Below are 24,367 nucleotides of genomic sequence, written 5' to 3'. Positions count from 1 at the left end.
CGGCCGTCGGGATTGACTGGGGTACTGCTACCTTTGTCACCATTGTTGCTGAGGATCGTGCCGAATATCTCATCGAAAATCCGCGTCACTTTAAAAAGCACGACTCCCAGCTAAAAAAAGCGCAGCGGTAGAAGTTCATTAGCTAGGATGACGATCTCTGATGATTTAAGTGCTTTATTGACGCGGAGGATGTGACGCAGGAGGTCAGGCATGTCCTCTTTCCAGCCACAGATGATGAAGTGGTTTTTGGTCTTGGACTGATCCACGCTGCCCCTCCCTTCAAGTAAAACCTGACGCAGAAAATATGCCGAAATTTTTGCCGAGATGATGCCTATGGCGAGGACGCCGGCGAACATCAAAAAACCAGCCGCGATGCGTCCAGCAGGAGTGATGGGTGTGAGATCGCCGTAGCCAACCGTCATGAATGTAACGATGCCCCACCACAGGGCCTGAGGATACGTCTGTATCTGTGCACTCGGATTAAGCGATTCGAATAGTAGCACCACCCAAGAAATCCCAAGCCAACTCATGATCAAAGCCGTAACTACGGTAAACATGCGGTTACGGGTTAAAAAACCGCGCCATGTACCCAAGTGCTCCAGCAATTTGGCGATATGCTGATGGTGGTTTTGCTTTGCTGTAGTCATGGAGAAAATATCGGCAGAAATCAGGTCGGTATTAGTCCGCCGCGGCACGAAAATGATCTGACGCTAACATCCGCGCGGAAACACCCTGATTTTAATAAACAAATTTTTATTAAAGTATTTTGTACCAAATTCCGAAAGCCTCACTGTCAGACGGCAGCGATCGTCGGGCAACTTTGGAGGACTCTCATGCCTAAGATCAATTTAACCACCTTAAGCAAGGTAAGAGCCTTAAGTGCCTCAAGAGCCTTAAGTACCTGGGCTTGGCTGTCGCCATTGGTGACGATGTCCATCGTTGCTTGTAGCAATGCCACGTTTGAGGGCGATACGGCAGACCCGCAGTTGAAACGCAAGGCAGCGAGCCCTGAGATAGCGACGTCAACTTCCACACCAGGCGCAACGACAGCACCGTCATCTGGGTTAAGTGACGGAGGCGATCCTACAGCGAGCAGCGGGGACCAAGGGCGACGGACCTCAAGTCTAGACGCCATGAGCGGCCAGTCCTCCACCAACGATAATCCCAGAGATAAGATCGATCGCTGGATTCCCCCTCTGCTACCACCCAAGGAGCCTCCGGCGACCGTCCCTGACGGCCCTCACATGGAGTCTCTACCGCCGGACGTGGCGCCTCCTGCCCAGTCTGAACCGCCGCCGTCGATGGATATGCCACCGCCAGTCCCGGTCGAACCGCCGGCTCCGGTACCTATGCCAGTTCCGGCACCCATGCCGACCCCTGTTCTCGAGCCTGTCCCGGCACCCATGCCGGCCCCTGCTCCAGTTCCAGCGCCTATGCCGGCCCCTGCTCCAATGCCCGTTCCGGCTCCGGCTCCGGCGCCAGCTCCGGTGCCACCGATCATGCCCCCCGAGGTGGTACTGCGGCCCTGTAGCGAGCACTACCGGGTGCCAGCGACGGCCAATCCTTATTTTGCTGGTGTCGCCGACGGTGCAAGTTTGCTCTACCGCATCACCCAGTACGATCCACCAACGCCGATAGACTTTAGCCCGATGAATGCTCCCGTCTTGGTGGCAACGATCGGCGACTGCATCACTCCAGGGAAGGCGATCTACTTCTCTGTGGCGGGTAACATTACCTTTTCGCGCGTGGATCCACCGACCGATGCCAACGGGAGTATAAACCAAATTGTGCGACATCAAAGGGGCGCGCAATTCGGTAAGTCCGACATCGCTGCACCGATCAACAGCCTTATCGGTGTCTTCATAGGTGAGGGGGATCCGGCCAGCCAGCCAGCGCCGGCGGGTCTAGACTTTTCGACGCAGGCGGCCAGAGATTACCGAACACTTAGTCCTGCACTCGGTCAGGTATTCTTTATCGGTACTGGCAAAACCAGTGCCGGTGATTTGCGCAAGGTGATCGTCCCGTCGGGTGCTGCGCGGCTTTACTTTGCCGTAATGGATATTTACCAGTGGAACAATAATTCAGGCGAACTCAGTGGGGCCGTCATGGTCGAATAGTCTTGAAACGGGCGTCTAGGCGGTGCTACTACGGCTCCAGACTCACGCAAATAGTCTGTGAGTCAGCACACTTGAGGACGCCCCCATGGAAGCGACCACCAACGCCCCAATCTTTAATCTCGTGCCCGAGCTCCCCCTTGAGCGCGGCAGCTCCAAGGTTGGGAGCAAGCTCACGATACCGGCCTTTTTCCAACTAGCGGGTGAGTTAGCGGGCCAGCATTACGTCAAGGTGGTGGTCGACCTGGCCACGGACACCGTGCATTTTATCGACACCGACGAGTATAGCTTTCATGCCGACTATATTGCCGAGCGCCTTCTGCGCGTGAGGCGCGATGAAATCCGCACCCGTATCGACGAGTTTAATAAATTAGTTTATCTGAGCACTGAGCGTCCTTATTTCCTCGGCACTCTGGCATTGCATCGTAAGGATGCGGAACAATTCTTCACCATCGAGACGGTCGAAGTGGACACGATGGACGGAGCGATGCTCACGCGATTTTATGACGTCTTGCGGCAGAATATTGATCCCTCAATACCGCTATTTCTCAAGCCGGGTAATCATCAGCAAGAGGTGGCTGTTCGTGCGATTGATCCGGTGCGCCTGCCGCGGCTATTTAGTCACGAGCTTTACGAAATTCATGACTATGTACCGCTAAATCTCGGTGAGGCTACCGGCAGACTGAGGATCTTCACAGCTGACAGTTACCGTCAGGATTTCGACACGCTCAAGTGGTACGACATCATCTGTATGGATAAGGTCCCCGACAACATCCCGCGCCTTTCCGGTATCATCAACGCGCAGCATACGACGCCGCTATCCCACACCAACGTCCTTGCCGGCGGGTGGGGGATTCCCAATGCCGTGCAGCTCGGAGCGCGGCAACAATTTATGGAACGCGGTCTCAGTGGGCAGTGGGTCCGCTACCGCGTCGAGGCCAAGGCAACGACGATTAGCCTCGAGCCTATCGCCCAGCCAGAGCATCTGCCGCAGCAACCGACCTGGAGTGTCCATGCGATCAAGCTCGAGGCACCCGAGACGGTCAACACGCGCGTGGCACCCCTGACTGAGCTCAGAATGAGCGAGCGGTTTCGCTACGGCACTAAAGCCGCCAACCTTGGGGAACTCCGTCACATCCTCGATCACGGCTCGTCGCGTCTGGATGGTTTTTACCGCGTGCCGCGGCCACCACGCAAAGATCTTTTGCCCTACCTGGCAGCCGCCATTGGTGCCAACAACGGTGAGGATTTGACGGAGAAATCGTGGCAGTTCCTGCAAAGTAGTGTTGAGGTGCCGCGTGGCATTGCGCTGCCGTTTTCGTTGCAGCAAGATTTTCTGCAGTCGTCGTGGCAAATCCAGCAGGCAATTGGCAAACTGAAGATGGCGCTTGAACTCGATGCTAAGGCGGTCCCTGCCCTTTGTGTGGAGATTCAGCGGCTCATCCGTGGCACGCGGTTTAGCGATGAACTCCGGGACAAGATCGATGCGCAGATCACGCGTCACATGGCGGGCGTACGCAATTTTGTTATCCGTAGCTCATCTAATGCTGAGGATTTGAAGGACTTCTCTGCCGCGGGTATCTACGAGAGTCTGAATCACATCACGACGGCCGACAAGATTTTCGAGAGCATCAAAGAAGTGTGGGCGTCGCTAGTCTCGCCGCGTAGCGTGCGGTTAAGACAAGAGGTCGGCATCTCGCTCGATGATTGCTACATGGGTGTGATCATTCAGGAGGAAGTGGAATCCGACATGGGCGGCGTGCTCGTGACGGCTAACCCATCCAATCCAACGGCTGACTTCCGTAACGTCTACATCAATGTCTCAGACCGCTCGGCAGTGGAGATCGTCTCTGGGGCGACGCAGCCTTATCAGTATCTTTACAACACCGTGGAGGGTGGTGGGCGAACACTGGCCGTGGGTGCAACTGGTCGTGATCTCGATGATAAGAAGCACGACGTGCTGCAAAGGCTGGCCTTCGCCGGGCGTCTCCTGCAGTCGCATTTTGCCCAGGATTACTCATTCGCGACGCCGGCCGATATCGAATGGGCGGCCAAGGGTGACCAAATCTACATCCTGCAGCTGCGGCCCTATCACCTATGATGAGGCCAAGCGTCGTCAGTACGCTGTACATCGTGTTTCAGTTTTTCTTCAACCTCCTCCTTTGGGTGCCGGTATTTTATGCGGTGCAGCGCCAGGTGGGGCTGGTTGATCGGCAGATCTTTGATATCCAGAGTATCTACTATCTCGCCTTCTGCCTGATGGAAGTGCCGACAGGTTTCATTGCGGACCGCTTTGGTTTTCGCACCAGCATGCTGCTGGGTGCCGGAGTGCTCGTCGGGGCTAATCTGCTGCCGATCGTGACGCCTACCTACGATGGTTTTCTCTGGCATTTTCTCGCTGTGGCACTGGCACGCTCGCTCATCTCAGGTGCATCGAGCGCCTATATGTATGAGTACATGCAGTCGGTTAGCCGCGGCGATGAGTACAAGAAGGTAGAGGCGGATGCACGGTTTTACGGTCTTATGGGCCGCATAGCCGCTTGGGCCGTCGTCGGGTGGCTGATGGCTTGGCGCCTGTGGGCCCCATACTGGATCAGCGCGATCAATGCTGGGGTTGCACTTTTGGTGGGCCTGCTGTTACCGCGCATCAAGGCGGCTGTCACCGAGACGCCTGGTCATTGGCGGGAGACGGTGACCCACATTTTAAATTCGCGCTTATTAATGGTGATGCTGCAGGGTGTGGCTATCTTTGTGATGGTCCGGATCCTGCAAGTTAATCTCTACCAACCAATCTTGAGCGCCAAACAATTTGATATCACCAGCTTCGGCTGGAGTATGTCGCTCATGACAGGATTTGAAGCTTTGGGATCGAAGCTCGCGCCACGTTTGCGCCGGAAGATCGATGATCTCCGTGTCGTGACGTGGGCGACTGTGGTGATCAGTGCCAGTTTAGTCGTCGTCTCCTGTGTGGGACAGACGGGGACTCTAGTAGGATTTTGTTTGTTTTCGTTAGCCGCAGGTGTGGCATTCCCCGTGCAAAAGCAGCTGCTCAACGACGCGATCACGCAGTCTAGTGCGCGTGCCACGGCCCTATCTCTAGAGTCGATTATTGATCGTGCCGTGTGTGCGGTTGCCGTGCTGCCGCTCGGTGGACTTGTTGCTGGCGGCAAGCTCAATGAGATTCTTCTCACCACGGCCGCGGCAGCCACTATTTTTGTGGCATCGCTGCAGATCGGGATTCAGCGCCTGGCGGCTAAGGATCCTTCTCCAAATAAACGCTAGTGGACGGGAATGCAAATTCTACGCCGCATGCAGCAACGATCGCCATCAGCTTCAGGTTGAGATCCTCGACGACGGCCCAGTAGTCATTCATCTCTTCCGTTTTTAGGAACGCGTAAATATCGACGTCAAGACTGGACGGGCCGAAGTTAGTGAAACGGACGCGAGCGGGATCGTTCAGCACCATGGGGTGAGCGAGCAACATCTCTCTGATGTGTGTCAGTACCTGCTCCATCTGTGCGGCGGTCGTGTCGTAGCGTAAACCGAGGCGCGGCGCCCAACGCATCTTGCTGCGGCGCTCGAAGTTTTCGAGCTTCATCATAGAGAATTCAGAATTTGGAATAGTTACTAGAGTTTGGTCAAGCGTGCGGACACGGGTTGATCTGAGTCCGATGTCTTCAACAGTGCCAGATATTTCACCAAAACGACCGTAGTCTCCCACCCGGACCGGTTGATCAAGGATGACCGAGATTCCGCCAAAGAGGTTTTCGACCGTCTTTTGCGCGGCCAGAGCGATGGCTAAACCGCCGACGCCTAGTCCGGCCAAAATTGCTGTGACGTTGAATCCTAGGGCGCGCATGACGGCCAGGAGGCACACCATGACGATGAGCGCTTTAGCGCCCTTCTCGATAGGTTGGAGCATACCGATGGCTGCGCGACGTCCCTGTCGGTCAAATATCACTTGGTAATAGGTAATGACCATGTGCAGGACGTTCATCGCCAACATAGTGAAGGCGAGGACTAAGATGAAATTCTCGCCCGTATTCAAGTACTGCCTGTGCTCAAGGGACAACTCGAGACCAGAGCGCAGGAGGCGGAAAATCAAGATACCCGCTATCCAGCGTAGCGACGGTAGGGCAGCAGCCCGACCAGTCTGCGTGGTCCAGAACGAGTAGCGTTTACCGATAAACTCGCCAGCTAACATGATGAGATAGGCTACGAGGCGGGAGAAACCGAAGGCAATCAGTAGACTGAGGCCAAGTCCCAGCCACTGCCAGGCATGGAGCCCTATAAACTCGGGCTCCGCTAACCAAGGCGGAAGTTTGTCGACGATGCTACTCGCCGCTGCCCTGTCGAGGAGTTCCGGTAGGCTCTCAACAAATTCAGAGGAAAACTGCCATATTTTACGACCATTATCGCGACCGTTGTCCCCAAGGGTGAGTTGTTCCACCTCTATGGCAGCAGCGTTCTTGCCGAGCTGGATTTGTCCCACTACGTCGACGTTCGGCGGGAGTCCGTCGTATGGTCGTCCGTCTGGCTCGTCTGAAATCCGCGCCAGATCGATCTGCCCGCGGGTATTAAGGAGCTGCATCAGATTAGCAGCAGTCTTGCGCCGCCTCTCGCTACCCATCCCGCGCGGGAAGTGGATGTAGCTTAGGCTAGCATCGACGTCACTCCGCCGCAGGATTGGCAGGAACTGTCGCATCATGTGCCGCGGTGAATCAATGTGATCACTTTGGCCGTTGATGATTTGGGCCGTGCCCGCATCGTTGCCGTTCGCGGCAGGAGCGGGTTGGGAGCAAATAAAAAAGGCGCTGAATACCAGCGCCGTCAAATTAGTAAGCAGGTTCTTCATCACCATAGAGTATACCATCAATCATCAGGTAGCCATGGTGGTGTGAGTGTTTCGTCGACTTATGCACCCAGTGCAGAATCGCACCGTCCGGGGACGCGCGGTAGTGGCCGGTCGGCTTATTCGAGGTGATGTAGTCACCGCAAGCTTGCACGGAAGAGCCGACATCGATTTCACGCTCTACTTCACCAAAAGCAGTGTTGTAGATCACTTCGATCACTTCGGTGACGTTGCTGCCGATCTGCACCGATAGGTGCTCGTGGCCACCTTTTCGGCCGTAAAGCTTCACAACCGTACCGTTGATGTGAGCTCTGGCTCGGTACTGGTTCCGTGTGGTCTTAACCCAGTGAACGACGACTTCGTTGTTGTACTCGAGGACCTGATTTCTCTCGTCCATACAAGTTGGGGGCGCATCATCATGCCCCCCCATCGCAACTGACGGCAAAAGAGCCATCGCTAAAGTTGTACTTAGAACGCGCAACAAAGACTTGGCTCTCAACATCATCTGCTCCTCATAGTCAGGCATTTGGTGGTGCCTGGTAGAAACGCTGGACCATATCTCCAGCATATACGGGTGTGCTCTGACGCCGACCTTGTACTGAGCCGGGTTGAAACGTGCAACCTTTTTTTATTAAAGTTTCATGAAAGACGCTAAGAAAGTTCTGGACCAAGCGCTAAAACCCCTTATCATTAAAGGGAAAACCATGTCACTCAGCGTCTAAATTGTAATTTTCGTGGACTGTGGACCAAACACCCGAAAACCCACCCTCCTTAGCGCCAAATCTCTATTGGTTTGGCGGTATTGTGTTCATAGTTGCGGTATTTTACGGGCGTACCTATCTCTTTGAGTTTGCCGGCATCGATGACGAAGCCAACCTCCAGGGTAACCCCCTCATCACCGGCTCCGTGGGTCTGGCGGAAGCCTGGGTCCGTCCTTTCCTCCACCTTTACATCCCCGTCAGCTATTCGTTTTGGCGGGCTCTCGCACTGGTCCTAGGAGGGATCAAACCAGCTGGATTTCATCTAGCCAACGCCACCTTGCATGGGCTCAATGCTGGTGTGGTCTTTCTGCTACTTAGGAGATGGCAGCCGGCATTGACACGCGCTGCGGCTTCGGTCGGTGCTCTCGCTTTTGCCGTACATCCACTGCAGGTCGAATCCGTGGCGTGGGTGAGTTCGGCGCGCGATCTTCTGGCGACCTTTTGGTCGCTCATTGCGCTACTGCTTTATGTCTATCCCGATCATAAACAAAGACGGTTTACTTTGGCGTTTGCTACCGTCGCCTTTTGTTTAGCGTTACTGTCAAAACCGACGGCCGTTGTTACTCCCCTGATTGCCGCAGTACTTATTGTGCGTCGTCTATGGCAGCGGCCTTATCGCGACACGCTGCTCCTTTGGTCCCTTATGGCCGTAGCAGCTGCTGCGTTGAGTGCCCACTTGCAGCCAGCGGTAGAGAATCCCTTTGTCGTCCCGTGGCACCAGCGCCCAGCATTGGTTCTGGCGGCCCTCGGATTTTACGCACAGAAATTGGCCTGGCCCATTGGACTCAGTGCAGACTACGGACTAACACCCGTCAAGATTATGCGTTCGGTACCATTGCTTGCGACCGGCACGATCTTTGCCATCGCTGCATTGCGTAGTGTCGGACTACGCCTTTTTGTCATTGGTCTGCTCCCAACATTGGGGTTTGTGCCGTTTTTTTACCAGGCTATCTCCGCCGTAGCCGATCGTTATACTTACATCGCTATGCTAGGCCCTGGGCTGCTCATGGCTATGTGGTGGCGTCGGGGTCCACAGCTGCACTGGGTCCTCACTGCCACGGTAATCGTATGGGCCTGTTTGTCAGCGCTGCAGATGGATCACTGGGCTAGTCGCATTGCCGTAGCGCGGCGCATGGTGGCCACCAATGCAGAGAGCTGGTTTGGTTATTTCAATTGGGGATCGGCGCTTCTCGAACAGGGCGACGGCGAGGCCGCACGGCATTATCTCGAGGCCTCGATCCGCATCCGGCCGTGGTTTCCCGACTCCCACTATAACCTCGCTCTTGCCGATGTTGCGAGTAATGACCTGAGCGGCGCCGAGGAGCATTTGCGCGCCAATCTACATTTTGGTGGTGCCAATGCATCCGCTCTCATTTGGCTCGGACACGTGCTGGCGCTGCAGGGAAAATACGACGATGCGGATCCCTTCTTTCGTCGCGGTCTTAGTTTGGATCCCACACACGCCGGCGGCCGTCTCCATTTTGCCCGGATGCTGCGTGCGCAGGGCCGCAGCGACGAGGCCTTGGAGCAACTCGATTTAGTCGGTCCGAGCGGGCTGACAGATCTGCATTATCACACGCTACGTGGCGAACTCCTGCTCGCCAAGGGCGAGGCAGCCAAGGCGATCGAGGCTTACGAACAAGCTCTGGTCCTCGGTGCCCACGATGCTGCCACCTACGCTAATCTCGGCGTAGCCTACCTGCGCACGCGAGATTATCTGCGGGCCGAAGAGGTGCTGCAAAAGGCCATTGCGCGTGATCCTTATAAACCCGAGGCTCTACATAGTATGGGTTTAGTGTACGAAGCAACCGGGCGCAAGGATGAGGCCATTGCCGTCTGGACCACAGCCAGTGGGCAGGGGTTTCAACCGGCGATTACGGCACTTAGGCGGATAAGGCTCACGAAGCCTAAGGGGCAGGAATTTAGGCGGTGATGTCATTGTACGACGCAGCAGATAGCATAGGCCGTCGCTGCTTGCGACCAATCCCAGCCACCTGCGGTGCAGTAGCGATTGCACGCCCAGCCGTTGCCTGATGGGTAACTTCCGCTCGTAAGATGAAGGCTGTTGCCACAACGACAAGATCCGCCAGTCACCTGCTCATTGCCGGCACAGGTGGCAACATTCGGGTGTGCCGCAGTCCTCGTCGTGCAGGGTTGATGGAGCACAGCGCCACGAGATCCACCTGTACCTGCGTTGATAGTACCGTTCACATCTAACTTGACCGATGGATCCATGCCAATGCCCACGGCACCATCAAATTTGCCGTTACCCCAGGAATACAGGTAGCCACTCTGAACCACCGAGTCACCTTGAATAGCGCCGGATGTATGGATGTTCTTACCACCGTATGCTCTGATCCAAGACGTGTCGTACATGTACCAACCCCCGCCATAAGTCTGGCTGTACCATCCTGTTTCGCCATAAGTGCGTACCCATCCACCGCCAGCGTCACGAATGGTACCTACGCCGCTTGCTATTTGCGCGCCGGTATAATCGACCGATCCGCTGGCTCGCGCGATCACACCGTTCATGGTCAAATCACCGGATGCCAAGTTTAGGGTAAAAGGACGGAGTCCGTTCCATATCCCGTACGGATCACCTGAGGCAGTGATCAAGATGTAGTAATTCGAACCATCGTTGCGATTGATGATTCCGTAATTACCGTTCACAAATCGCGATTGCCCGTAACCTGATCCCATGGTTCCGATTTGCTCTCCGGATGACTTTATCGTGCCGTTAACTTCAAGTGTTGCACCTGGAGCTGAAACTCCCACCCCAACGTTGCCCGAGGCACGGTAGACATCGCTCCCAGACGTGGTCCATTGGTTTGCGGAGGCAGCCGTGGTTTGAGTCGTTCCATCCGCAAACTTAATACCCCCTGTGGTCTCTATCGTACCAGCAACGGCCAGCTTCTGTGACGGCGCCACCAGGCCGATCCCGACATTGCCGTTAGCCAAGATCGTAACGTCCTCGGTGGCGTCGCTAAAAAAGCGCAGCCGGTTATCGAAATTGTCCATGGTCCAAGTCACCGTGCGGGCACCACCTGGTGCGAGCACGAGTTGCCCCCCCTCCGCGGCGCTATCTTCGCTCCGAATGGTGATGGATCCGGTCTGGGCTATAAATGCTCCACTCACATCAAGAGGGCCAGCGGGATTTGCGGATCCGATGCCGATTCTGCCTGTCGTTGTGACATTGCCAGAAGTGGCAAATGACGTGGTTCCAGATATCGTTCCCGAAGTAATGGCAGATCCTGAGACCTTTCCCGCAGTGGTTATCACTCCAAGTTTGGCGTCCGATATTCCTGCTGCGGCTGCAATATCGCTATCTGTGATCGTACCGTCAAGGATGGTGCCACCACTACCACCGGATACGGCTGTGGCTGTGGCTAATGCAGCTAAGCCTAAAGTTGCACGCTGCGCCGTAGCATCAGCATCGTCGAGCAGGGCCTTACCAGCAGCAGTTAGCGTGTAGGTGGTCCAAGTGTCTGCCGCTGTGCGTTCGACGCCACCTGTGGTCGTTAAACCTTCGACGGCACCTAGGTCATTGCTCAGTGCCAAAGTCATACTGCCAGCAGATGTGATCGGACCACCAGTAACGGTGATACCGGCAGCAGGTGCTGTGATGCCGACACTCGTCACACTACCGCCAGCAGCAGATACCCAGCCAAGGTTACCGGAGCCGTCGGTTTTGAGTACCTGGCCTGCCGTGCCATCTGCAGTTGGTAGCACCCACACTTTATTCGCTGCGAGCGCGTCTGGAGCTTTGAAGCCGACGTAATTGGTGCCGTTAGCAGCAAGCTCATCGAAGCGCACTTCGCCGGTGTTACCAGCGGCCGCACCAAACGGTTTAGCTTCGTAGCCGGCCTGAGCATTGGACGTGATGCTGGTGAAGGCCCCAGTGTTGGGTGTGGTTGAGCCGATAGTGCCGGGAGTTGCCCATGTGGTTGCAGGGAGTGCTGTGCTTTGCCACGTTGTGCCGTTGGAGGTGAGGACGTTACCGCTCGTGCCCGGAGCGACGACTTGTACAGGGTTGGTGCCGTTGCCGAGGATGACGTTGTTGGCAGCGAGAGACGTAGCACCGGTACCACCGTTAGCGACCCTCAACGTACCTGATGTGATGAGACTCGCGCTATGTGCAGGCAAATCTGCTGGGGTTAGATTTGTCCCGCTAAGGACGCGGCCCTTGACGTCGTAGGTAATTTTAGTCGCAGTACCTGCCAGTGCCACGCTAGCTAAAGTCGTGGTCACTGAGCCACTGGCAAATCCGGTCGATGTTACGTCACCGTATAGTAAGGTGACGTAGTTACCAGCTGTTTGTTTAGCGTTAAATGTATTCCAATCCGTATTGCTCAAGAAGCCACTCGTAGTGGTGTTGGCCTGCGACATCGAGATAACGGGTGTTGAGGTGCCGGTAGCTACTGAGATGGGAGCGGTGCCAGTGACGTTAGTGACACTGCCGCCAGCAGCCGCTACCCAGCCTAAGTTACCAGCACCGTCGGTTTTCAGCACTTGTCCTGCAGTGCCGTCAGTTGCTGGTAGCGTCCAAATTCTATTAGCGCCAAGAAGATCTGGTGCTTTAAAGCCTACGTAATTAGTGCCGTTGGCAGCAAGCTCATCGAAGCGGACCTCGCTCGTATTTCCAGAGGCTGCTCCGAATGGTTTAGCTTCGAAAGCACCTTGGGCGCTGCTGGCGATGGCGCCTGAAGTCGTGATGTTGCCGGAGGTGATAGCGGTACCAGACACTTTACCAGCAGTGCTGATCGTCGCTAGTTTGGTGTCAGCAATTGCCGCTGCGGCAGCTATGTCGTCGTTGGTGATCGTACCATCCGTGATGGTGCCACCGCTGCCACCAGATACTGCTGAAGCTGTAGCCAGCGTGCCCAGGCCGTTACCCGTGATGGCAGTCACAGGGCCCGAGAGTTTAGAGGTAGCGATCGCCGCTGTCATAGAGATGTCAGCATTGACGACTGTACCGTCGGTGATGGTGCCACCGCTGCCACCAGATACCGCCGTAGCGGTTGCTAAGGCGCCAAGTCCCAGTGTCGTCCGTTGCGCCGTAGCATCAGCATCGTCGAGCAGGGCCTTACCAGCAGCAGTTAGCGTGTAGGTGGTCCAAGTGTCTGCCGCTGTGCGTTCGACGCCGCCGGTGGTGGCAAGAGCTTCGACCGCTGCTAAGTCATTACTAAGAGCTAGCGTCATGCTACCAGAGGATGTGATGGGTCCACCCGTGACAGTGATACCGGCAGCAGGTGCTGTGATGCCGACACTCGTAACACTGCCACCAGCGGCCGATACCCAGCCAAGGTTACCAGCGCCGTCAGTTTTCAGTACTTGACCTGCAGTGCCATCTGCAGTTGGTAGCACCCACACTTTATTGGCTGCGAGCGCGTCTGGGGCTTTGAAGCCGACGTAATTGGTGCCGTTAGCAGCCAGCTCATCGAAGCGCACTTCGCCGGTGTTACCGGCGGTCACACCAAAAGGTTTAGCTTCATAGCCGGCCTGAGCATTTGACGTGATACTTGTGAAGGCACCAGTGTTGGGTGTGGTTGACCCGATAGTGCCGGGAGTTGCCCATGTGGTTGCAGGCATAGCCGTGCTTTGCCACGTTGTGCCGTTTGAGGTGAGGACGTTACCGCTGGTCCCTGGGGCTACGACCTGGACGGGATTGGTCCCGTTGCCGAGGATGACGTTATTAAGTGTCAGTGCTGTAGCACCAGTACCGCCGTTAGCGACGCTCAAGGTACCGGATGTGATAAGACTCGCGCTATGTGCAGGCAAATCTGCTGGGGTTAAGCTTGTACCTGCAGTGACGCGGCCATAAGCATCGGTAGTGACTTTGGTGTAGTTACCTGCAGTACCAATGGTGCCTAGGCTCACTGTGGCAGTACCGCTGGCAGTGGCTACTGCAATGCCTGTCCCTTGCGCGACGTTGGTCACTTTGTTAGAGAATGCATTGTAATCCGTGTTTGATAATAACCCCGCGGTGACACTGGCAGCGGATGCCATCGGAATATTAAGCGTATGAGCGTTAGCAGTAGAAGACCAGGCTGGGGCTGTACCTGAATTGCCTGGCGCGGCAAATGTCTGCGTATTACCAGTTTGACCGTTCAGGGAACTTAGGCCAGATCCGGAGACCCCAAGTGCGACGGCCGCTGAGCCATCCCAGTATTTGATTTGATTGGTGGTCGCGTTAAACCAGGTTTTGCCTTTATCTGCTGCGACGAGGCCAGCAGGGTCTGAGGTGTTGGTGCTGAGTGCTAAAGTCTTTGAGGCCGCCATCTGAATATTACCGGTGTTGTTGATGTCGAAGGCGCCGTGATTGAGGGCGCCACTCATAGAATCACCAGCGCGGTTGATGGGAGTGTAACCGAGTGAGGTAGTGATTTGGTTTGATGTCAGTGTCGGTATATCTGAGGCGCTTAGTGATGTGCCGGAGGTGACCCGACCTTTCACATCGTAAGTCACTTTGGTCGAAGTACCCGCGATAGCTACGCTAGCTAAAGTCGTGGATACTGAGCCACTGGCAAACCCGGTCGATGTTACGTCACCGTATAGTAAGGTGACGTAGTTACCAGCAGCTTGTTTAGAGTTAAACGTATTCCAATCAGTATTGCTCAAGAAGCCACTCGTAGTGGTGTTGGCCTGCGACATCGAGATGACGGGTGTCGAGGTGCCGGTAGCTACCGAGATGGGAGCGGTGCCGGTGACGTTAGTGACACTCCCTGTAGCAGCTGATACCCAGCTGAGTGCTCCTGCACCGTCAGTTTTCAGCACCTGTCCAGCGGTACCGTCAGTTGCTGGTAGCGTCCAGATTCTGTTGGCGCCCAGGATATCAGGAGCTTTAAAGCCGACGTAATTGGTGCCGTTAGCAGCGAGTTCATCGAAGCGGACCTCGCTCGTATTTCCAGCAGCAGTGCCGAATGGTTTAGCCTCGAAAGCACCTTGAGCACTGCTGGCTAAAGCACCTGTGGAGTTAATTGCAGTTGAACCCGCAATTGTGCCAGAGGTAATAGCACTGCCCGAGACCTTACCTGCTGTGGAGATTGTAGCTAGCTTCGTATCTACGATTGCGGCAGCTGTAGCGATGTCGTCGTTGGTGATCGTGCCATCCGTGATGGTGCCACCGCTGCCACCAGATACTGCCCCAGCGGTTGCTAATGCTCCTAAGCCGAGAGTGGATCGCTGTGCCGTGGCATCTACATCAGCAATTAGCGCTTTGCCAGCGGCGGTAAGAGCATAGGTAGCCCAAGTATCAGCACCGGTGCGCTCGACACCACCGGTGGTGGCTAGACCTTCGACGGCAGCTAGGTCGTTACTGAGAGCGAGAGTCATACTTCCAGCTGATGTGATCGGGCCACCTGTGACGGTGATACCGGCAGCAGGTGCTGTGATGCCGACACTCGTAACACTTCCACCAGCGGCCGATACCCAGCCAAGGTTACCAGACCCGTCAGTTTTCAGTACTTGACCTGCAGTGCCATCTGCAGTTGGTAGCACCCATACTTTATTTGCCGCGATTGCGTCTGGAGCTTTGAAGCCGACGTAGTTGGTGCCGTTAGCAGCTAGCTCATCGAAGCGCACTTCCCCGGTGTTACCAGCGGTCACACCAAATGGTTTAGCTTCGTAGCCGGCCTGTGCATTCGACATGATGCTGGTGAAGGCACCAGTGTTAGGTGCTGTTGAGCCGATGGTGCCGGGAGTTGCCCAAGGGAATACAGAGCTCTCCCAAGAATTACCTGTGGAGATTAGAACGTTGCCAGCTGTTCCGGGGGCGAGAAGCTGTATTGGGTTCGTACCGTTACCGGCGACCAAATAGTTCTCGGTGAGTGTGGTCAATCCTGTGCCTCCATGACTCACACTGAGCGTCCCAGTCACCTCCGCTTGTAAGTCAATCGGCGTACCGCTCTCTGCGCTCACGACGCGCCCTGTTGCGTCAACAGCGACTGTGGCGCGTGGATATGTCCCTGCTGTCACTCCGTTGGGACTCAAACTGATTGTGCCGGTCTGCATTGTAGACTGCGGCACCCATTGGCTACCGTCGTAGGTCAATACCTCGCCCGAGCGTGGAGCGCGCGGCGAGACAGGCTGGTTCATAATCGAAGATGCTGACCTGCGCTCCCACGTGAACGTGCCGTCGCTGCTAAATCCTAAGTAGGAGTCGGAGTCTGTCCGTGGAGGAATGACCACGCTCAACCTGCCGTTCGCACCGAACTTTAACGTCTTAGAGTCAACTGGAACTCGCAGCGCCAGCGGCACAAAACGAAGCTCTTGCCGCGGGTACGTCACGCCGCGGGCGGTCACTTCAACGAAGACTGGCTCCGATAGGTCCCCCAGGATTTCGTCCGCGTGAATACTAGTAAACGGCAATCTGAGCTGAAACAACCCTTGGTTTAGTTGAACAGCTTGATATTGAAACGGAGCTCCGAGCTCCGTGCCACCCGATTCCGCGCTCCAAAACCGGAGATCAATGTCGACCGGACCGGACAACGGTTCACCGCTGGGTAGAGTCAACCGCCCTGAATAGCTCATTGGAAATGTGGCAGTCTGGGGATAGGCGGCGTCAAAAAAAGGTACCAATGCTCCGGCGAATGCACAAAGCAGCGCACGCAGCATTGCTTTATAATTTAGGAATCTTGTATCCGCTTGCACGGTTGACTCCCACATTCGGTGTCATGACGCGTTTCGTAGGCTTCAGACGTCAGACGGATCGGCAAAATTTGGGTTTACTTTAATGATTTCTTTAACATAAAGCTAAGCTGCGAATATTTGATGAGAAATTGTCCAAGTAAAGCTGTGCTTTTTCGAGGTGCGGTGATTGCATGCACTGAGTAGCTGTTCACGCGGTGAATAGTATCAGATTAAGTCTATTTACGAATTTATTTCTAAAGAAATTCTGTAAAATTCCGATAAGCCTGCATCCAGGCTGCTTTGCCGGGGACTTAGTAGTGGAAGAGGTTACCCATGGTGCGCGTCGATTCTAGACGATCATTGGCCGCTTACTTTCTGGCGCTCGTGACTATGACATGCTCTGGCTGTAAAGATACGGCGTTTGGTGGTGAATCACCGATGGCGCAGGGTACGCGTGGGGCCAAAGAGAAAAAAACCAGGGGCACTAGCGAACCAGCGACAAAACCTGTTGTTTTTAGATCTCGCCCCGCTGACGAGCCAGCTGACGGTGGTATCAGCGCGACGCGCGCGGGTGAGAATCAAGGGACTCCGCTGCAGTCGATCCTTTCTACCATCGGCAATATCGTGACCGGCGGCCAGCAGACACCAGGTGCCGACGCTGGTGGCGCAGGCGGCGCTGGCCAAAGCGGTGGCAATCCACCGGGTGATCAGACCATAACGTTGATCCAACCTGGTCCGCCACCTTGCAGTGAATCGCACTTTGTCCCAGCTACGGCGAATCCCTACATGGCCGGTGTCGCAGCAGGTAGTACGATCACTTACGATTTAGCCGGTGGCGGTGGGCCCGATCCTGTAGATCGGGCGCCTAAACACAATCCAATCCAGGCTAAGATCATTGGTGATTGTTTTGCCCCTGGGAAATCTCTGATCTTTCGCGTTAACGGTACGATTACCTACGATCCCAAGGTGGCTGCGATCAATGCGAATGGGCGCGCTAATCAGATCATTACCCACCAAAAGGCGGGGCTCTACGGTAAGTCAGACATCAGTGCGCCCTTCTGCGCCTTACTGGCGGTATTCCTTGACGACAGCGATCCCAGCAATCAGGCGGCGCCAGGTCCTTTAAGCTTTGCGACCCCACAGTCCAGAGACTACGAGTCGCTTAGTCCGGGGCTAGGACAGGTGTTTTTTATCGGCACGGGACTTCGCAGCAACGGTGAGTTTCACCGCGTAGTGGTCCCCCCGAGGGCGACACGGCTTTACTTTGCCGTGATGGACACCTACCAGTGGAACAACAACCTGGGCGGGGTGCGGGTACAGATGTTTGGGATCAATCCCTGATCGTTGCGGATATCGGTTTGGGGATAGTCGTATTGTCCCAGAGCGACATGATGTGTTCAGAAAATATATAAAATATTTATATTTAGTTACGGCTATTTGCGCTTCTTGCTAAAGAAATCTTCAGTAAGAGCCGATAAAGGCTATAAGCAGTGCGTCAGAGTCATGGCGATTTACCAGCAACGCGTCCTTAGAGGAGGGCTCAGACCAGAGCCATCGCGTAACCTGGAGATGGAGAAACCAATGGACTCACGCAAGTCATCGAGACCAAGTCGTACGTTAACTGCATGTCTCACCTCTGGGGCATTCTTTCTCCAGTCCTGCGGCGTTGGGACGAATCACCTCACTGCCGATGAAAAAGTCGTCGCCACAGATGCTCAGGCTGGCTCAGTCTCAGTCAGTGACAGTAGCGATTCTGGTCTGAACCTGGCCCACCTACACGGTGCATTCCTACTCTTCTCGTTCTTGAGGTCCTATGCTAGTGCAGTGAAAATTCAGCGCCGCGCCGACATTAGCTACCCAGTTTGCATCGCTTCGCACGTGCCGATGGTTCCAGATGTGCGGGGAGAGCGCCTTGAATCGGTGAAAGTCGTCATGAACGAGTGGAATACCCACCTGAAGCGCGATCCAACCTGGCCAGTCGCCTCGATTACTCCCTATCTGGTCGGCTCTACGTCGAGCTGTCCTTGGTTTGTTGGTGGTCTTCCGGTTGTGAAGATCTTGGCAACCACTGCGGTGGTTCCAATTGGTGACAGACGAACTGACACTGGCGGTACTGTGGCGGTGACGTTTCCATTTATGTATCAGGTTAATTTCCGACCCGACTACTTCAACGATCCAGCTTATTTTCGCTCGATATTCCGTCACGAGCATGGTCATTTGCTCGGGCTTGGTGACACCTATAGCGAGGACGGATACCAATCGCCGACAGGCCAGCCTAAGTCACTCATGCAGGGTCATAGTACATTTACTGAAGACGATATAGATTCTTTACTGCACGTGTGGGCACGGGTCAGTGGTAGGTCACAAAATCTCTGCCCAAGTGGTTACATCGAAAGTGGATCGGCAGGTTTTACTACCTTTTGCGTTAAGCCCCGTCCTACCTTCACCGGCCGCATTGTCACCGCGGCAAACAAGTGCCTGGCCGTTGAGGGGGGGGCGAGCGCTCAAGGTGTACGGATCATGCAAACCGACTGTGATGGCAACGCCAATCAGAGATTCACGTTGCTGCGTGGCGATAACGGCTCTTACCAGATTCGCCCTGAGTACAACCAACAGTGCCTCGACATTGCTGGGGCATCACGGTGGGGCGGCGCTCGAGTGATTCAGTGGGGATGTCACGGGAAAACCAATCAGAGTTTTACCATACGTAAAGGGCAGATGAATCATCTCAATATCATCAACGTCAACAGTAATAAATGTCTCGATATTCCCTATGGTTCAACAAACAACGGTGTCAGTGTGATTCAATGGCAGTGCAATAATGGGTCGAACCAGCTGTTCCGCTTTGAGGGTTACACACCAGAATGATCTTTACCTAAATCCTATGCGTGCCTCATCGCATCAGCAATCACTTGGTTAGCCGCGCGCCGCGCCGTCAAGGACGAAGTGATCACCGTTAAGCCGGTGAGCATGAGGATGGAAACCGCCCACAGCAAGGGGGTTTCCATGACGCGCACGGGAAATGCGGTCTGTGATAGTCCAGCGGTATAACCTAGGTTTGCCAGCGCAATGCCTCTGCTAAGTGCGGCTGTGATGCCGAGACCGATGATACAAGCGATGAGACTGATGAAGCCGCCCTCAGCGCAGAACATATAAACAATGTGCTTACGAAGGAATCCCATGCTCCTTAGGGAGCCCACTTCCCGCGTTCTTTCGGTGACAATTTTAATCATGGTAGACGTAATGGCCATCACGCACATAGTCGCCATGATCGAGCCAAAAATTGCATTGAGCAGTGTGAGCAGGTCTAACTCGGTGGCAAGCTCTGCCCCCTGACCGTAATTGCGCCAAGAGGGCGCCTGCAGCTTGAATCCCGCCGCACTAGCAGCCGCACTGAAACGCTCTCTAAAAGCGCTCTGACTGGCACCAGGTCTGAGTTTAACGGTGAAGAACGAGACTTTGTCCGTGTCCATCAATTTTTGGGCAGCAGGCAGGGACATGAAAACGACCCGGTCATCGATGTCTCTCAGACCAGCATCGGTCAACCCAACAATCGGAAGATCGATTTGGTTGATACTGGAATGCTCCGTGGTTGCCGTGAGGGAAACTTGGTTTTCGGCGCACTTAAGCGGGAGTAGGTTGTTCACCAGCGTCTCCGGTGTATCCATTCTTGCTTTGGAGCGGTCTTTGTAACCACCCTCACAGCCTAGACTCGCACCTAAGCCGATACCAGTGACGAGGCCAGGACGATCCGGTGACAAAATGTCACCCACGATCACATCGCGTTTGTAGCGTTCCGTACGAATCTTTTCCCCTTCGACGATGTCGTAGCCCACACCGAAATAAATAGCGCTACGGTTTCCCGCACTGGCAAGTCCCGTCACAGTGAGAAATCTGGCGCGGTGCTCGACATCAGGATCACTGAGGAGGAATTTATCGATGAACTCCTGCTCGGGTCGCCCCATAGCCGATTTCCAGAGTTTGGACGGCTGATCTAGCGCGGCACCCTCACGAACGACTAATACGTCGGCAAACATGCCACGCAGAGAGAAGTTATCAACGGCCGCCTTAGTGGCATGGGCGATGAATCCCTGTAGCAACGCATTGGCAACGAAACCGCAGGTGATGGTGATCAGTGCGGCACGACTGTGCCGCCAATTCCGTATGACGTTGCGCCATGCCAGGCTGGTGATTTTGGAGTAGATGGAGGAGTTGGCCATGGGCGCCCTCATTTCGAGAAGTTCTTAAGCTCAAACTCGCTGTCGTTTAAGTGTATGACTGTCGGGTTTAGAATTTTGACCTGAGTGGTGTTCTTGGGCTTCTGCTTGTCCTGGAAACTCATGGCGCTGATAAATGGTACGGTTTTGTTGCCCATTTTGATTTTTGCGTCATACGTGTAAGTAGCCGTCTTGAAAACCTCGCCGCTGGCCGTTAAGAACTCGGCCTTAAGTCCCAGGTGTTTGTCCTTGCTGATCCAATAACGTACAGATTGATAAGTTGGTTTGCGTCCTTGCTTGGCGGTCAACATAAGCACGTAGCAGTCCGTGCCGCTTAGGGTTTCGCTGCCCGTAATCGAGGCGTTGTAGTCACGGGCATAATCTGCGGCGGCGAGGTCACCGTTCGAGGTCGGTCCTAGGGTTTTTTGACTCGGATTGATGATCATGGGGCGCTTAAGACCGGGCTTCTTGTAATAGAGGTCGCGATCGCGAAAGAGCAGAGCCTCTCCGCCTCGTGCTGCGGGTTCGATAATGTCGAGTCGCGCATTGTAGCCCTTACGCTTGAAATCCAGTATTAAGTCTTCCGTTTTATCGTCAATCACCGAGTGTACTGCGACTTGCCACGAAACGCCGTCGAGCAGGCCACCGCGAGCCTGATCGGCATCAGCGATGAGCTTGGACGGATCCTCGGTGCCGTGTGCAATGGACGGCGCGATCAGGGAAACACCGATGATAGCGGCGACTCTTGCGATCTGGTATCTGCCTTTAATTAATTTGATACTTTTCATAGCTATTCCTCATTTCTCTTAATGACTGGGTCCCGTCAGCAGGTGGGCAACATTCTTTTCGGCAATAGTCCAGGCAGCGAGATACGTCGATGCTAGCGATAGCCCAAGCACGGCAAAGGACATCAGGCTCATGGAGCTATAGTTATGCGTAAGCGTCATGGCATGATGCGCTAAATCCATCCCAGGTGTCCGGTAGGTGAATCCTGCACTGTTGAGGCCACCGGTTAAAAGGTGACCGGCTACAACTCCCACGGCAATGGATACCGTTGATAGAATCGCCGACTCCATGGCAAATAGAACTCGAATGCGCCTTCTTGTATAACCAAGAGCGCGAAGCATACCGATCTCCTGCGATCTTTCGACGGCAGTAATAGTGGCAGCATTAAACACGGAAAAAAGAATGATCATGTAGGTCAGACCATTTACAAAGCCGATGAGGATATCAATGAAGCCGAGCGTACCTGCGTAAGATGGGACCACACTTTCCTCGTCGAAGCGCCGCACATCAAGTTGTAGTCCCGCCTGTACGAGCTGGTCGCGGATCCGGTCCGCTGTCCCGTGGAGATTTCGAGCATCCTTCAGCCAGATGACGTGGCGCATCGACCCATCGGTTCCAAAGAGGGATTGAGCCACTTTTAGCGGAACCACAGCTAAACTGTTATTTGTAGAAATGCTGCCAGGATTGAAACGACCGATGATCTCCCCGTCTATGACCGATGGCGTTCCATGCCAACCGTTGGCTGACATCTGCACATATGAGTCTCTGGCCCACTTTGTTGCCGCATCGGGATCGGCGCAGTCGATCGGTTCTGACTCATAGCCAGCTGGGACCTCAGAATGCAGGAGAGGTTTTTCCAGAGCCTGAGATAAACCGTTACTGAGGAGCACGCCGTTGACAGCTGCCGACGCTTCCCAAAGATGTTGCCCATGAAATTGCTTGTGGGCATCAGTCGCCCACGTTTTGAGCTCATCGTGGACAGAAATCCTCTGGTCGACTTCTGGGTCGATCCCCAGCACCTGAAATGGAAAGGAGTTGCAGCTGTTACTGATGAGACCCATGCCGTGAATCTGTGGGCCGTGGTAGGCTACTTCCTGGTCGCTATTCAGAACCTTCGCGATACGCGACGTCTCGTCGGGAGTCAGACTGAATCTCTGCGGGTCAAAGGCAAACTTTTCAAGGCCGCTGGGCTTATACACCTGAAGATGTCCCATCCTCGAGGAGTAGATCGTAAACACACGGCGTGAGTTGGACTCGTGGTGGTAGTAGGCAATCGATCCCGTGATCCCTGCTACACCAAAAACGATGGCCGAAGCAGTCGCCGCATTGCGTCGCTTGTTGCGCGACAGATTCTTCAGCGCCATCCACCAGAGTTCGAATGCCATAGCCAACCTCCTGCGCTTTGACGCCGGTGCTATCGGCGCTAAATGACCGGATCTTAAATTAAAATTTTAAGTTATTGATATTTCGGCAATAATCATAAATGTGACAGGTGTCTTGAACAAATGATCGCCGCAATCCGCGAGTTGCGTTGAATTAAATGTTACTGAAGCGGTACGAAAAAATTTGGTAGGCTGCCTCGATAAATCACATTAACCCGCACTGAAAATCTCGTTTCCCGCGCGCTTTTCAGGGCTTAGCGAAAGGACTCGCTGTGACTATCGAGGCAAGAAGACAATACCTTGCGGCCATCCGTCAGCGCTATAAAAATGCTACCAAGAGGGGCCAAACCCTGATCTTGGACGAGTTTTGCGCCGTGTGCGGCTATACCCGGAAACATGCCATCAGGGTCCTCAATCGGCCGTCCTCCGAGGCGCGGGCCAGGCCAGGTCCCAAGGCCACTTATGACGGAGATGTGGTGCGCCATCTGGTCGACCTCTGGAAGCTCATGAATTACATGTGCTCGGTCAAAATGAAGACCGCTATTGCGATTTGGCTCCCATACTACAAGCAGTCGGTAAGTCTTTCCGAGGAGTCAGAGCGCAAACTTCTGGCAATCAGTTCCTCGACGATTGATCGACTGCTCAGACCCTTCAAGGAGAAATGTAACCGCGGTCTCTCGGCCACAAAGGCGGGTGCCTTTCTTAAGTCGCAGATTCCGATCGAGCTTATCGATAAGCATGTTGATAAACCAGGTATGGTGGAGGCTGACACCGTAGCTCACTGTGGCAATAGTCTTCATGGTAATTTTGCTAACTCACTGACTATCACCGACTTGCTCTCGGGGTGGACTGTCAATAGAGCTACGTTAGGTAAAGACGCCCAGTCAATACTCGCCAAAATCATCGAAATTCGTGGTCAACTGCCGTTTCGGATGCATGGATTTGCATGCGATAATGGTAGTGAGTTTATCAATCAGTCGTTAGTTAGCTACATGCAGAGCCCAAAACACGGGCCCGTCAAATTCGTTCGTAGGCGCCCATACAAGAAAAACGACGCGGCCCACGTAGAGCAAAAAAAGATACACACGTGAGACAGCTATTCGGTTACCACAGAATAGAGGAACAAGATCTTATCGATCTCATGAATGACATCTATCAAAACTACTGGAACCCCCTTTTAAACTTCTTTTGCCCAGTACTCAAATTGAAGCGCAAAGTGCGAATCGGTGGAAAGCTAAGGAAGTTCTACGATCAACCGAAAACACCCTGTGATCGATTGCTCGACAGCGGTAAATTATCCGACCTCCGGACACAGCGATTACTTGCTGATCGAAGCCAACTTGACCCTCTCCAGCTCAAGAAAGGCTTGGACATTAAACTACGGCTATTTGGAGACCGACTTCACAAGCTTCAACAAGGAAAGGTGCTATTTGATCCAGAGGCAGCCTAACATCCAAAGACTACTCACTTTTCGGTAACATTTTCCCGTGATTCAATACGATCCGCCTCATTTATGGGGCGGTCTAGGCGATCTCAAGGGATTCGCGTTAGCGAATCCCGTCGCTGTTACTCTCTTACTTACCGCCTGATTGTCCTGTCCACGTCTTGTCTTCATTTCGCTTTCGGT

Annotated in this window: 15 protein-coding genes and 1 riboswitch; of the genes, 7 read left to right on the top strand and 8 right to left on the bottom strand. The window is 54.4% G+C overall.

The genetic code is table 11. From position 1 onward, the window contains the following. Window positions 1-110 precede the first annotated feature (110 nt). Both FJ146_15645 and FJ146_15640 read right to left on the bottom strand, forming a co-directional pair. Entirely contained in the window at window positions 111-647 is a 537-nt protein-coding gene (locus tag FJ146_15645) for a two pore domain potassium channel family protein (protein ID MBM4253402.1), read from the bottom strand. A 146-nt stretch (window positions 648-793) separates the two neighbouring features. Continuing rightward, entirely contained in the window at window positions 794-1,135 is a 342-nt protein-coding gene (locus FJ146_15640; protein ID MBM4253401.1) for a hypothetical protein, read from the bottom strand. Between FJ146_15640 and FJ146_15635 the strand changes: the two genes are divergently transcribed. The 3 genes from FJ146_15635 to FJ146_15625 all read left to right on the top strand — a co-directional run bounded on the left by FJ146_15635 (window position 1,134) and on the right by FJ146_15625 (window position 5,396). Then, window positions 1,134-2,117, top strand: a complete 984-nt coding sequence (locus tag FJ146_15635; protein MBM4253400.1) for a hypothetical protein — start codon at window positions 1,134-1,136, stop codon at window positions 2,115-2,117. The genes FJ146_15640 and FJ146_15635 overlap by 2 nt on opposite strands. 85 nt (window positions 2,118-2,202) lie before the next feature. After that, window positions 2,203-4,215, top strand: a complete 2,013-nt coding sequence (locus tag FJ146_15630; protein ID MBM4253399.1) for a phosphoenolpyruvate synthase — start codon at window positions 2,203-2,205, stop codon at window positions 4,213-4,215. Next, window positions 4,212-5,396: an MFS transporter gene (locus FJ146_15625; GenBank protein MBM4253398.1), complete on the top strand. Its 1,185-nt coding sequence runs from the start codon at window positions 4,212-4,214 to the stop codon at window positions 5,394-5,396. Before FJ146_15630 ends, FJ146_15625 begins: the two co-directional genes overlap by 4 nt. Here FJ146_15625 and FJ146_15620 read toward each other — a convergent pair. Beyond that, complete coding sequence (locus FJ146_15620) at window positions 5,368-6,987, bottom strand: mechanosensitive ion channel family protein (GenBank protein MBM4253397.1); 1,620 nt, start codon at window positions 6,985-6,987, stop codon at window positions 5,368-5,370. The genes FJ146_15625 and FJ146_15620 overlap by 29 nt on opposite strands. Further along, a complete protein-coding gene (locus FJ146_15615) occupies window positions 6,950-7,471 on the bottom strand; it encodes a hypothetical protein (protein ID MBM4253396.1) in 522 nt (173 codons plus the stop codon). The genes FJ146_15620 and FJ146_15615 overlap by 38 nt, the downstream gene beginning before the upstream one ends. Further along, a riboswitch (purine riboswitch) is annotated at window positions 7,462-7,560 on the bottom strand. It overlaps the preceding gene by 10 nt. Window positions 7,561-7,770: 210 nt before the next feature. On the opposite strand from FJ146_15615, the gene FJ146_15610 reads away from it, so the two are divergent. Beyond that, the gene (locus FJ146_15610; protein ID MBM4253395.1) at window positions 7,771-9,660 is read left to right on the top strand and encodes a tetratricopeptide repeat protein; all 1,890 of its coding nucleotides are present in this window, start codon (window positions 7,771-7,773) and stop codon (window positions 9,658-9,660) included. 2 nt (window positions 9,661-9,662) lie between these two features. Here FJ146_15610 and FJ146_15605 read toward each other — a convergent pair whose 3' ends face one another. Next, on the bottom strand, window positions 9,663-16,376 hold the full coding sequence (locus tag FJ146_15605) for a hypothetical protein (protein ID MBM4253394.1): 6,714 nt from the start codon (window positions 16,374-16,376) through the stop codon (window positions 9,663-9,665). 312 nt (window positions 16,377-16,688) lie between these two features. Between FJ146_15605 and FJ146_15600 the strand changes: the two genes are divergently transcribed. Beyond that, window positions 16,689-17,696 carry a hypothetical protein gene (locus tag FJ146_15600; protein MBM4253393.1) on the top strand — a complete coding sequence of 336 codons (1,008 nt, stop codon included), beginning with the start codon at window positions 16,689-16,691 and terminating at the stop codon, window positions 17,694-17,696. A gap of 162 nt (window positions 17,697-17,858) precedes the next feature. After that, window positions 17,859-19,223 carry a hypothetical protein gene (locus FJ146_15595; GenBank protein MBM4253392.1) on the top strand — a complete coding sequence of 455 codons (1,365 nt, stop codon included), beginning with the start codon at window positions 17,859-17,861 and terminating at the stop codon, window positions 19,221-19,223. 14 nt (window positions 19,224-19,237) lie between these two features. Here FJ146_15595 and FJ146_15590 read toward each other — a convergent pair whose 3' ends face one another. Genes FJ146_15590 through FJ146_15580 form a run of 3 tightly spaced genes read right to left on the bottom strand, consistent with a single transcriptional unit; the run spans window position 19,238 to window position 22,743 of the window. Beyond that, window positions 19,238-20,587, bottom strand: a complete 1,350-nt coding sequence (locus FJ146_15590) for an ABC transporter permease (GenBank protein MBM4253391.1) — start codon at window positions 20,585-20,587, stop codon at window positions 19,238-19,240. Further along, window positions 20,584-21,360, bottom strand: coding sequence for an outer membrane lipoprotein-sorting protein (locus FJ146_15585; protein MBM4253390.1), 777 nt, complete (start codon window positions 21,358-21,360; stop codon window positions 20,584-20,586). The genes FJ146_15590 and FJ146_15585 overlap by 4 nt, the downstream gene beginning before the upstream one ends. A gap of 18 nt (window positions 21,361-21,378) precedes the next feature. Further along, window positions 21,379-22,743, bottom strand: coding sequence for an ABC transporter permease (locus tag FJ146_15580; GenBank protein MBM4253389.1), 1,365 nt, complete (start codon window positions 22,741-22,743; stop codon window positions 21,379-21,381). A 269-nt stretch (window positions 22,744-23,012) separates the two neighbouring features. Between FJ146_15580 and FJ146_15575 the strand changes: the two genes are divergently transcribed. Continuing rightward, a complete protein-coding gene (locus tag FJ146_15575; GenBank protein ID MBM4253388.1) occupies window positions 23,013-23,831 on the top strand; it encodes a transposase family protein in 819 nt (272 codons plus the stop codon). Window positions 23,832-24,367 lie beyond the last annotated feature (536 nt).

The organism is Deltaproteobacteria bacterium (genome assembly GCA_016874735.1).
In the GTDB taxonomy this organism is placed as follows: domain Bacteria; phylum Bdellovibrionota_B; class Oligoflexia; order Oligoflexales; family CAIYRB01; genus CAIYRB01.
The sequence above is the reverse complement of the archived record's forward strand: the minus strand, read 5'-3'. Positions and strand labels throughout refer to the sequence as shown.